Origin of the sequence: Rhodococcus erythropolis R138 (assembly GCF_000696675.2) — a bacterium.
Lineage (GTDB): Bacteria > Actinomycetota > Actinomycetes > Mycobacteriales > Mycobacteriaceae > Rhodococcus_F > Rhodococcus_F erythropolis.
The window spans coordinates 2,199,592-2,211,590 of record NZ_CP007255.1 but is presented as its reverse complement, the minus strand read 5'-3'; the positions used below and the strand labels follow the sequence as shown (position 1 = coordinate 2,211,590).

Here is an 11,999-nt window from a genome sequence, read left to right as displayed (position 1 = left end):
AACTACTTACTCACTGTGGGCGTGGTGATGCTCGCCGGGCAGGTCGTCGGGCGTCGCGAAAATCTTCCGCTTCTCCCCGTGCAGGCGTGCGCTGATCCACCACGAGAGTTCCACGAGCACAACGCCGATAGCGCCGAGGGTGATCGCGAGCGTCGTCGCAGCGACGTTGCTCGGATCCAGCTTGAAGAACTCACGAGTGAACGGCAGCGCGAACAGGATGAGGTACCCGGCAACCGATCCGCCGATCAGAACGAGCTTCCACCACACGTACGGCCGAGCAACGACGGCCAGGACCCACACGGCGATCATGATCAACGTGATGAGTGCACTGGTTCCGGCCTGGATCTTCTGGGTCTCCGTCTGGTCGGGGCCTTGGTAAGCCAACACGTAGGAGATGAACGTGGTGATGCCGATGATCAGGCCCGACGGCAACGCCAGACGCATCACGCGGGAGACGAAACCGGTTCGGGCGCGCTCGTTGTTGGGGGCGAGAGACAAGATGAAGGCCGGGATACCGATCGTGAACCACGCCGCGATCGTGACGTGGCGGGGCAGGAACGGGTACGGCAGCGGTTCGAAGTCGAAGACCTGGGACAGGACGCCGGTGATGCCGATCAGGAACGCAAGCACCACCGAGTAGACGGTCTTGGTCAGGAACAGATTCGACACACGCTCGATGTTGCCGATCACTCGGCGGCCTTCCGCGACGACGTACGGGAGCGTCGCGAACTTGTTGTCCAGCAGCACGATCTGGGCCACGGCTCGGGTAGCCGGGCTGCCCGAACCCATCGAGACTCCGATGTCGGCGTCCTTGAGGGCGAGCACGTCGTTGACGCCGTCACCGGTCATCGCGACGGTATGTCCGCGAGACTGCAAGGCAGCGACCATTTCCCGCTTCTGATCCGGTCGTACTCGACCGAACGTCGTTGCTCCGTCGAGAGTGTCCGCCAGCTTTTCCTGATCGCTGGGAAGATCCCGCGCGTCGATGGGACGGTCACCACCCTCGAGCCCGAGGGAACCGGCAACGGCACCGACGGAAACCGCGTTGTCGCCGGAAATGACCTTGACCGCGACCTTCTGGCTGGCGAAGTACTCCAACGTCTCCTGCGCGTCCGGACGCACCTTCTGCTCGAGTACGACCAGAGCCTCAGGGGTGACTGTGCCCGGCGCGTCGGCGTCGTCGACGGGAAGGTTGCTGCTGCCGAGCATGAGGACACGAAGCCCGCTCGAACCCACTTCTTCTGCCTTGCGGGCCATCTCCGAGTCGGGATCGAGCAGCACGTCCGGGGCGCCGAGCACCCAGTTGCCGTGACTGCCGTACGACTGGCCACTCCACTTCTTCGCCGAGGAGAACGGCGCGAGCGCGGTGGCTTCGCCCCAACCGGAATCGTCGGAGAGAGACTCGCGAATCGCCAGAACGCTCGCGTTGGGGCGAGGGTCGGACGCGGCCATCGCGCTCAACGCGGACTTGACTGCAGACTCCCCTGATCCACCCGGTGCGACATCGACCTCGGACAGACGCATGCCGTTCTCGGTCAGCGTTCCGGTCTTGTCCGCGCACACCACGTCGACACGGGCCAAGCCTTCGATCGCCGGCAACTCCTGAACGAGACACTGGCGCTTGCCCAATCGGATGACCCCGACCGCAAAAGCAATGGACGTCATGAGCACAAGGCCTTCGGGAACCATCGGAACCAGCGCTGCCACCATGCCGTTGAGCGCGGGTCGGATCGGCAAGCCGATCGTGAAGAGCTGATTGAAGATGATCAGCGCTCCCGCCGGAATCATCAGATAGGTGATGAATTTCAGGATCTTGTCGATACCGCTGCGCAGTTCCGAATGCACGAGGGTGAACTTGCTCGCCTCTTCGGCCAGCTTGGCCGCGTATGCATCTCCACCGACCTTGGTGGCGCGGTACGCGCCGCTACCTGCGGCAACGAAACTGCCCGACAGCACTTGCTGGCCGCTCGCCTTGTGAACCGGATCAGCCTCACCGGTGAGCAGCGATTCGTCGACCTCGAGTGCGGCAGAACTGACCACCTCACCGTCGACGACTATCTGGTCACCGGATCCGAGTTCGATAATGTCATCGAGCACAACATCTTTGGGCGCCATTGCCACGGCGACGCCGTCACGCCTGACCATGGGCTTGGCCTGACTCACGATGGCCAGAGCGTCGAGCGTGCGCTTGGCGCGGATCTCCTGGATGATGCCGATACCGCTGTTCGCGATGATCAACAACCCGAACATGCCGTCGATGATCGAACCCGTCGCGAGCACGATCACCAACAACACGGTCAGGATCGCGTTGATGCGAGTGAAGACGTTGCCGCGAATGATGTCCTTGACCGAGCGGGACGCCCGGTCCGGTACATCGTTGGTTTGTCCCGACGCGATCCTTGCTGCAACCTGATCGGCGGTCAGACCGCGGGCGACGTCGACGTCGTCCGGCAATCGCTCAGGCGCTACCGCCACTGCTGTCTCTTCTGAACTGGTGTGCTCGTGAGCCATGGTCAAAGATTACGCACCCGGAGCAACTAATCAGGGTCGGACTCGTGTGGCAATGACGGCTACACGAAGATCACACCCGTGGGCCGCGGTTCTGCGATGCTGGTCGGAACGAGCAGAGAAGGCCATCGAGGAACGGTATGAAATACGTCTACAACGGTCTCGACGAGGCGCTTCGGTGCGAACGGCCCGTCGACCTGCCGATTTCTCTCGACCTCAACCGGACCGACAACGTGGTTGTCTGGTTGTCGGCGATTCGCGTCTACTCGTTCGGGATGATGTTCGCGATTGATGCCCGCTACGAGGATCCGGCACTCTCGCTGAGTCTCGGCACTTACGACGGGCGTCCCACGTTCACACATTTCAGCGCGCCGCTACTCCTCGGCCTCGGTTTCGCGGACGGATCATCGGTGACCACCGCGCAAAGAACGCGAGGCTCGCTGCTGGAGTTACGCACGGCTGAAAGCCGCTCGGGCTCAGTGCGCGGTGAGTATTTGCTGGCTCCGATACCGCCTGCCGGGCCGATCGATGTCGCAACTGCATGGCCTCAGCTGGGAATGGACGAGAAGGTTGTCACCCTCGACGGAGAAGGCATCGCATCCGCATCCGCATCCGAAAGTGTCACACAACTATGGGAACCGAAACGACAACCCGATCCCGACCTCACCAGTGAACACGTGACACATCAACTGCAGTACCAACGTGGGGGTTGGTTCGGAATCCGACTGGATTGAGGAAGATCCCGGGTGACTTTCGAGCAAGGGCCGCAGTCAGCCCAGCGGTATCCACCACTTCGACGGCGGTGTCGGTGACAACGCGTCGATCCTGCCGCCAGGCATCGGGACCGACACTGTTGTGCCCGCCTCTGCGGCCGACTCGTTGAGGCGAATGATCGGCTCCGACCACGAGTGAAACGCGAGGTTGAAGGTCGCCCAGTGGATCGGTACGAAGACACCGCGCGATCCGTCGCCCTTGTTGAGGTCGATGTGTGTCTGCACTGCCTCTTCCGGATTCATGTGAATGTCCGGCCAGCGCACGTCGTACGCGCCCACGGGGAGAAGCGTCAGCTCGAAAGGCCCATAGGTTTCACCCAACTGTTCGAAACGTGATGTGTATCCGCTGTCTCCGCCGAAGAACACCCGGTGTTTCGGACCGGCGAATACCCACGACGCCCACTGCGTCGTGTTCCGGACGAGGCCACGACCGGAGAAGTGACGAGCCTCGGTGCACGTGAGGACCAGGTCGTCGATTTTTGTCGACTCGTCCCAGTCCAATTCCACGATCCGGTTCTCTGGCACCTTCCAGTGCCGCAGGTGAGCCCCGATACCGATCGGAACGACAAACGGAGCGGTCTGGGTGCGAGTCAGAATCTTGACCGTCGCCATGTCGAGGTGGTCGTAATGATCATGCGAGATGACTATCGCATCTACCGTCGGTAGATCAGCCAAGGCCACGGGAGTGGGATGCATACGTGCGGGACCTACTGTGGCCGAGGGTGATACGCGTTCGCTCCACACCGGATCGGCGAGAACGCGGTAACCGTCGACCTCGACGAGAACACTCGAATGGCCGTACCACGTCACGGCCGCGTCACCCGCTACCGACGGCGCCAGCGGAGTTGCCAACGGAATCGGCTGACGCGGCCGACCCGTCGACCCCCGTGTAGCCATCGACTTGAACATCCCGGCATCGGTGCCCGGAACCAGAGTGCTGCTGGGCTCCGAGTTGTGGAACTGGCGGTCCCGGTATCGCGGGGACATCGCCGCATACGGTTGCACTGTGTTTCGCGACGCCCCGATCTGCGTCGGGATTCCCCATGCGGCTCGCGCCACCCACCCTGTCGCCGCGGCAACAGCCGCAACTCCGAGAACCGTCGTCTTCTTCATTCAGACGAGCGTAGCCACTATCTGTCCCGCGTGCCTGGTGCCTGTTTTCCCTGCAACGAGCTTTACTTTCCCTTGAATACGGGAGGGCGGTTCTCGATGCGGGCGGCGCGGGCTTCCTGGACGTCCTCGCTGAGCCAGGCGGCGTGGAGGGCGTCGAGTTGCTCGGGAGACTGTTCCTCCATGGTGCCGTCGTCGTTGAGAACCATCTTCATGTGCCGCAACGACAGCGGTGCGAGATTGGCGATGCGGTGCGCCCATTCCTGAGCGTCGTCGAGGGTTCCGAGCTTGTTGGCGAGACCGCGCGTGAAAGCTTCCTCGGCGCCGATCTGTTCGATGCCGAGCAGAATGGTACGCGCCGGACCGCCGCCGACCAGCGACGCGAGCCGACGCATGGTCCACTTGTCCACCGAGACTCCGAGGGTGGCCGCGGGGATTCCGAAGCGAGCGGTCGGTGCCACGACGCGCAGATCCGACGCGATGGCCAGCTGGGTACCGGCGCCGATGGCCGGACCGTTGACAGCGGCAATGACGGGGATGGGCGCCGTGTCGATCGACCGGAGCATTTCGAACAAGCGGTCGGTGAAGCCCTCCATGTAGACGTCGCCGGACAGGTCCGCGCCTGCACAGAACGCCGATCCCTCACCGGTGATGACGACAACGTGCGCATGCTCGGCGACTGCCGCGTTCATCGCGTCCCGTATTGCAATGCAGAGTTCGGCGCTGAGCGCATTACGACGCTCGTGACGCTGCAACTCGATGGTCACGACGTTGCCGTCACGGGAGAACCCGATCATGTCCGCTCACTTTCGTTTCTGGAAGGCTCGACACACGGGAGTTCCGAGGCGCCGCTACCGTCCGCATACTTCTCTGCAGCTAAGTTCTGTACATCAGGAGGTTAGATTACCGATGAGTACAGACGACCTTGCCGCACAGCAACCACACCCGGTTGACGTGGTGGTGATCGGCGCCGGACAGGCCGGACTCTCCGCCGCGTACTACCTGCGCAAGTTCGGAATCGAACCCGAATCGGGGTTCGTGGTGCTCGATCATGCGTCCGGTCCGGGCGGAGCGTGGCAGTTCCGCTGGCCGAGCCTGACACTGAGCACCGTCAACGGTGTGCACGACCTCCCGGGAATGTCCTTCGCGGAAACCACCGGTACAGACGCCGAACAAGTGCCTGCATCGGTGGCGGTCCCCCATTACTTCGAACTGTACGAAAAGCAATTCGAACTTCCCGTCCACCGCCCGGTACATACCCGAGTGGTGTGTCCGAGGGAAGAGCGACTGCGAATCGAAACCGACCAGGGAGTGTTCGCGGCGCGAGGCTTGATCAACGCGACGGGAACCTGGGAGCGCCCCTTCATCCCCCACTATCGCGGGGCCGAGTCCTTCCGTGGCCGACAACTCCATACGAAGGACTATCGAACCGCCGCGGAGTTCGAAGGCAAACATGTTGTGGTGGTCGGCGGCGGTATCTCGGCCGTCCAACTGCTCGACGAGATCTCACGCGTCACGACCACTACCTGGGTGACGCGGCGCGAACCCGAGTTCCGCGACGAGCCGTTCACGCCGGACATCGGCCGCGATGCGGTTGCCATGGTCGAAGATCGTGTACGACGCGGCCTGCCACCGGGATCCGTTGTCTCGGTGACCGGCCTCCCCGTGACGCCTGCCATCCGGGCAGCGCGAGAGCGTGGTGTGATGAATCGACTGCCGATGTTCTCCGAAATTCTTCCGAACGGCGTGAAGTGGGCCGACGGTACCGTCGTCGACGCCGATGTCATCTTGTGGTGCACCGGTTTTCGTAGCTCACTCGATCACCTGGCGCCGTTGCACCTGCGCGGACCGGGTGGCGGAATCCCGATGACCGGGCGCCTCGCCACGCAGGTCGAAGCGGACCCTCGCGTGCACCTGGTGGGATACGGACCGTCGTCGTCGACGATCGGAGCCAACCGCGCCGGCCAAGCGGCAGCGCGCGAACTGACCGCGTACCTGGGAATCGGCGAATGAACAGAATACTGATTCCGGGCGAAACCTGCTGGCGCATCGAACCGGCGGACAATCTTGCCTGCATCGTCGACGCCGCTGACTACTTTCATCATGCGAAGTCCGCAATGCTGCAAGCGGAAAAGCGAATCATGTTGATCGGCTGGGACTTCGACACGCGCATCAAACTCGAACCAGGCAAGCAGACGCTCGACGGCCCCAACCGATTGGGAATGTTCCTCCGCTGGCTGGTCCGCGAGAAACCCGACCTCGAAATCCTCGTACTCAAATGGAACATCGGCGCGTTCACCGCAATTGGGCGCGGCATGACTCCCGTCTTCGTGTCCAACTGGCTGACCGACGAGCGCCTGCGGTTCGAGATCGACGGCGCCCATCCCGTGGGTGCGGCGCACCATCAGAAAATCATCGTCATCGACGACGCTCTGGCGTTCTGCGGCGGCATCGACATGACGGTGGACCGCTGGGACACCTCGGATCACGTCGACCGCAACGACTACCGGATCACACCGAGCGGAAGACGTTACGGCCCTTGGCATGACGCAACCACGGCGGTCGACGGCAATGCTGCCGCGGCCATCGGCGAATTAGCGCGGGCACGCTGGAAATCCGCAACCGGAGAGGACCTCCCACCGGTCCAGAGCACGGCGACGCCGTGGCCGGTCAATTTGGCTCCTACCTTGCGCGTCGTCGACGTGGCCATCGCCAGAACGCTGCCGGAACTAGGCGAACGCACAGAGGTACGCGAGATCGAGGCGCTCTATCTCGCGGCCATCGCCGGGGCAGAACACACGCTGTACATCGAAAGCCAGTACCTCGCCTCACGCACGCTGGCCGAGGCGATTGCCGCGCGTCTACGTGAGGCCGACGGGCCGCAGATCGTTCTGGTCATTCCGCGCAATGCCGATGGATGGCTCGAACAAAAGGCGATGGACGGGGCACGCCACGACCTGCTGCATTTGCTGTGGTCGGCCGATATCCACGACCGGTTCGGTGCGTTCTATCCCGTGACCTCTTCCGGCGCACCAATTTACGTGCATGCCAAGGTCCTCGTGATGGACGATCGCCTCCTGCGAATCGGGTCGTCGAACCTCAACAACCGTTCGATGGGCTTCGACACCGAGTGCGACATCGCCGTCGAATCCAACGACGACGCAGATGTCGAGTTGCGCGCCTCGATCATCGGATTGAGGCGCCGGCTACTCAGCGAGCACCTCGACGTCACCGAGGAAGAAGTCGACGACGCGTTGGGTGAGCAGTCACTGTTGTCGACGGTTCGCGCTCTCTCGACCTCCGACGCTCGCAGTCTGCGCGAATTCGACCGGAATACAGTCGACGGCGAAGACCACGTGCTCGCAGAAAATGCACTGATGGATCCCGAGCGCACGCCGCCCAGACTGAGCGATCGAATCGAAGGATTGCGCCGCCTGCTCGGCAAACGCTGAGACTCTAGAACACGCGCACGCAGTGCCCGGCTGCCAGCGCGAGTTCGACGAGTGTTGCACCGTGAACACTCGGGACGAGCGCGATGAGAAACGTATCGCTGTCGCTGTCGAGCCAGGCAAGTGAAACGCCCGTCTCGGTGATGTTGTCGCCAACTCGAGCGAGAAGCGATTCGAGTCCGGCAGCTCGATCGAAGGCCATGGCAAGACTCTGCGCCCACTCCCACGATCCTGCCGGCGCCGACGCGAGCGCTCTCAGCTGACCGAGAACCTCGGCAGCGTCCTCGTTCCAGTCCACCCAGACCAGGAGTTTTCGGTCGTGCAACGCGTCGACGAGAGCAAACCACGCCAATTCCGGGTGCGGCTTCTCGAGCGTCTGTGAGTACAGCTCGTTCTGTACTTCGACATACCGTTCCGGATAGTCGATCGCGAGAGTCACACGGTCGATGACGACAGTGCTGTCAGGGGCTAGCAGTTCGGCGATCGCGCGCAACGCGTCGCGAGCAGGTCCACCCACTATGGCTCCAAGGTTCGATTCGGTCATCGGTGCGGTTTCCACAGTCTGACATGCGAGTGCGCCTCGTTCGGACGTGTCTTCGATGTCAGGTCCTGAGTCAGATCCCTCCGGAGATTCCCGCGCGCCGCATATCAACGAGTCGACGAGTTACCGAATCGAACAACCCGGCTATCCCATTCGCCGCACTTGTCCGTTTACCCTTTCACCTGGCCTTACAATCCGGATATAGTCATCGGCGATCCATGAAGCCAACTGGGATGTAGCGAGCCAGCGAACAGTCTGTTACCGTTCAGCTAACTACCCCTTCTGGTCAAACCGGATTGAAGGGGTTCGGGCAATGACCCACGGGGGGTTGACGTGAAGGGGCCATGTTCCGCATGAAACACGATTCACACACGACAACCTCTTGGTGGTCGATCGGCGAATGGCGCCTGGGATGGAAGGTCATCGCCGTTCTCGCATTGCCGATGATCGTCGCCGTCGTCCTCGGCGCACTTCGAGTTCAGACAGAACTCGAAGAAGCCGCACAGCTGAGTTCCTCGTCCGAGCGTGCCCTCGCAGTGCCCGCGGCGATCAACCTCGAATCCGCACTGTACGAACTCGCCGAAGCCGCATCGGCACGCACTGACACCGGCCCGGCAACACAAGCAGTTTCGGACGCAATGGACCAACTGGTAGACGCCGCGCGCGCGTTCCAGTCCGACGGCGACCTCAACGACCAAGTGACTTCGGCGCTCGCCGAGAGCCGTTCCATCACCGAGGAGATCGCCGCCGGCGCGGTGGCTCCCGCACGCTTGGTTTCGCGGGTCGGCGAAGTCTCGCGCGCACTCTCGAGCACCTTCACCAGCGTCGTCGAGCATTCTCAACGCCCTGTCCTGCGCGAACAAGGTGGTCGACTCTCCGCACTCTGGGAAGCGCGACGAGCGCTGGCCGAACAACGAATCCTCTTCGGCTCCGGTGATCCGGACCAGCAAGCTCGTACGTCGATGGTCAGTGCTGCCGGTGCCGAACTGGTCGCTCTGAACAACATTCTGGCCATCGACGGGAGTAACGACACCGTCCAGACCCTCAGCAACTCTGCTCAGAACCGGATCAACGCCCTCGGATCAACGCCGTCGACCTCTCCTCTGGGGAGTCGCGTCGGCGCCGATCTGAAATCCGGCAACGACCAGTACAACAGCCTGACCGACACCACCGTCACCGAGTTCGGCGACACCGTCACCGCCGAATCCAATGCAGCACGAACCGCAGCACTCCGTGACACTGCAATCGTGCTCGGCGCGGTTCTGCTGGCACTGGCCATCGCCCTCGTCATCAGCCGATCGCTCATCGATCCGATCCGCCGGTTGCGATTTGCCGCATTGCAGGCCGCACGACGCGGACTCCCCGACGCGATCGAACGAATTCGCGCAGGTGCCAGTACCGACGAACTCGACTTCGCCCGTGTCCCGATCCGCACCCACGAGGAAATCGGCGAGCTTGCGCGCGCGGTGGACGACATGCACGGTCAGGCCATCACGCTTGCCGGCGAGCAGGCCACCCTGCGGCGCCAGGTCAACGACATGTTCGAAACGCTGTCGAGGCGCAACAAGTCCCTCGTCGACCAGCAACTCGGTTTGATCGAACAGTTGGAGCAGGACGAAGACGACCCGCGTCGCCTCGAGAATCTGTTCCGGCTCGATCACATCGCCGCGAGAATGCGTCGAAACGGCGACAACTTGCTGGTCCTCGCCGGAACCGATGTACGCCGCGCCAGGACCGCCCCCGTCGCTCTCGGCGATACGCTTCGCGCCGCGGTATCAGGCGTCGAGGAGTATCGACGCGTCGAACTCGGGCAGATCCCGCCCGGAGTCGTCACCGGTCATGCTGCCCCGGACGTCGTTCACCTCATCGCTGAGCTGCTCGACAATTCTCTGCGGTACTCCCCACCGGAGACCACCGTCTCCATCAACGCTGCCCGCACTATCGACGGCTCCATGATCGTCGAGATCGCAGATCTCGGTATCGGCATGTCGCCTGCCGATATCCTCGATGCCAACGAGCGCCTCGCCGCCGGCGGCGAGATGAGCGCGGATACAGCGCGTCGCATGGGTTTGTTCGTCGTGAGCCGAATCAGCCGTCGCTACAACATCTCTGTGCGCCTGCGCCCGACGGCAACGTCATCGACGCACAGCGGCATCACTGCAACGGTGCTCCTACCGACGTCGATACTCGATTCGTCTCGGGGACCCGAGATCCGCACGCCGCGAACCGGACCCGTTCCCACGCTCGATCGGACTCCCCCTCCCACACCGCCTGCACCGTCATGGTCACAGCCCGTCCCGACCGACTCCGCACCCCCGCGGCCTGCGACCAGAAGTTTCGCTGATCTCCCGCGTCGAACGCCCGGTAACAGTACCGATCGGACCGAGACGTTCGCCCCGATCACACCGCAATCCACTCCTACGGCAACAGCGCCTTCGGGATTGCCACGTCGCACTCCGGGCACAAGTGGAGTACCGGCAGTCAGCACCTCGACTCCGACCACTGCTGCACCCGCCACCTCGGTGTCGTCCTTCGCTCCTCTGCCCGATCCCGAGGGCACAAGCACATCGACGTCCCTTCCCGTTCGTACTCCGTCGCCGGAATTCACCTCGCCGGCACAGGGTCCCGAGATCCCGGTGGGTCCACAACCGTCGACAACCCCGCCGCCGCGGCACCGGCTCTCAGCCCCGACGCCGACAAATACTGCGGCATTCTTCTCCTCACGCACCCGTGACGGGCTCTCTGCTCGCTCATCGGCGAGGGCTGACGGCGCGGGCGACGGCAACTCGAACGGCGTAGCCTCTGCTCCGACCACGATGCCGATTTTCGCCCGGATGGTGTCGGAGTGGCTCGTGGATCCGACGGCGGAGACTTCAGCGGCTTCCACCGGCAGTTCGTGGACCACCGACGCGGATCAAGGCTGGCTGGCCGCTCGGACCTCGTTCGAGATGCCGGTCACCAAGATCGCCGATTCCGGTCTGCCCATTCGAGACCGCGGAGCCCGCCTGGTTCCTGGTGCCGTCGGCGGAGGCGGTACGGCGCAGCGCCATGCATCCAATCCGGCGGACGTCCAACGTGGTTGGAGCAGTTACCAATCCGGAGTACAACGAGGGCGTCGGCGCGCCGCCGACCATCAGCCCGATGGCGGACAGTCTTTCGAATCGTCCACGATGTTGCACAACGATGAAGGAGAACAGTGAACACTGTCGGAGCCCAAGAGACTCCCCGCGCACTCGACTGGCTGGTTTCGGCTTTTGCCCGAGACGTGCCGGGTGTGAGTCACGCGATCATTGTCTCAGCCGACGGGTTGTTGACCGCCTCGAGCACACACCTTCCGCTCGATCGGGCGGATCAATTGGCCGCTGTCACTTCCGGACTCGCCAGCCTGTCCGCGGGGGCGTCACGCCTCTTCGACGGTGGGGCCGTCATGCAGTCCGTCGTCGAGATGGAGAACGGCTACCTGCTTCTCATGGGCGTCGGTAGCGGCGCTTACCTTGCCGCCCTCGCTGTCGCCGGATGCGACATCGGCCAGATCGGTTACGAAATGGCGACTCTCGTCGATCGCGTCGGGACCACGATGGACATTGCCCCGCGAACGTCGCAGGGTATTTGAGTTCG

The 11,999-nt window shown here is 63.0% G+C and carries 9 protein-coding genes; 5 read left to right on the top strand and 4 right to left on the bottom strand.

Annotation, left to right across the window (positions count from 1 at the left end; all coding sequences use genetic code 11):
* Window positions 1–6 precede the first annotated feature (6 nt).
* The gene (locus H351_RS10415; protein WP_019744843.1) at window positions 7–2,511 is read right to left on the bottom strand and encodes an HAD-IC family P-type ATPase; all 2,505 of its coding nucleotides are present in this window, start codon (window positions 2,509–2,511) and stop codon (window positions 7–9) included.
* A 137-nt stretch (window positions 2,512–2,648) separates the two neighbouring features.
* On the opposite strand from H351_RS10415, the gene H351_RS10410 reads away from it, so the two are divergent.
* Window positions 2,649–3,242 (top strand): hypothetical protein, encoded by a 594-nt coding sequence (locus tag H351_RS10410; RefSeq protein ID WP_029255981.1) that lies wholly within the window; start codon window positions 2,649–2,651, stop codon window positions 3,240–3,242.
* Window positions 3,243–3,278: 36 nt separating this feature from the next.
* On the opposite strand, the gene H351_RS10405 is transcribed toward H351_RS10410, so the two are convergent.
* Both H351_RS10405 and H351_RS10400 read right to left on the bottom strand, forming a co-directional pair.
* Window positions 3,279–4,394, bottom strand: coding sequence for an MBL fold metallo-hydrolase (locus tag H351_RS10405; protein WP_029255982.1), 1,116 nt, complete (start codon window positions 4,392–4,394; stop codon window positions 3,279–3,281).
* A 62-nt stretch (window positions 4,395–4,456) separates the two neighbouring features.
* Complete coding sequence (locus tag H351_RS10400; protein WP_019744845.1) at window positions 4,457–5,188, bottom strand: enoyl-CoA hydratase; 732 nt, start codon at window positions 5,186–5,188, stop codon at window positions 4,457–4,459.
* A 112-nt stretch (window positions 5,189–5,300) separates the two neighbouring features.
* Here H351_RS10400 and H351_RS10395 point away from each other — a divergent pair, with 112 nt between their 5' ends.
* Entirely contained in the window at window positions 5,301–6,404 is a 1,104-nt protein-coding gene (locus H351_RS10395; protein ID WP_029255983.1) for an NAD(P)-binding domain-containing protein, read from the top strand.
* The gene (locus H351_RS10390) at window positions 6,401–7,843 is read left to right on the top strand and encodes a phospholipase D-like domain-containing protein (protein WP_029255984.1); all 1,443 of its coding nucleotides are present in this window, start codon (window positions 6,401–6,403) and stop codon (window positions 7,841–7,843) included. The genes H351_RS10395 and H351_RS10390 overlap by 4 nt, the downstream gene beginning before the upstream one ends.
* A 4-nt stretch (window positions 7,844–7,847) precedes the next feature.
* On the opposite strand, the gene H351_RS10385 is transcribed toward H351_RS10390, so the two are convergent.
* Window positions 7,848–8,384 (bottom strand): DUF6630 family protein, encoded by a 537-nt coding sequence (locus tag H351_RS10385; protein ID WP_244891472.1) that lies wholly within the window; start codon window positions 8,382–8,384, stop codon window positions 7,848–7,850.
* A 350-nt stretch (window positions 8,385–8,734) separates the two neighbouring features.
* On the opposite strand from H351_RS10385, the gene H351_RS10380 reads away from it, so the two are divergent.
* Together H351_RS10380 and H351_RS10375 are read left to right on the top strand one after the other, a co-directional pair.
* A complete protein-coding gene (locus tag H351_RS10380; protein WP_244891471.1) occupies window positions 8,735–11,581 on the top strand; it encodes an ATP-binding protein in 2,847 nt (948 codons plus the stop codon).
* Window positions 11,578–11,994 (top strand): roadblock/LC7 domain-containing protein, encoded by a 417-nt coding sequence (locus H351_RS10375; protein ID WP_003940329.1) that lies wholly within the window; start codon window positions 11,578–11,580, stop codon window positions 11,992–11,994. Before H351_RS10380 ends, H351_RS10375 begins: the two co-directional genes overlap by 4 nt.
* The last annotated feature ends 5 nt before the right edge of the window (window positions 11,995–11,999 follow it).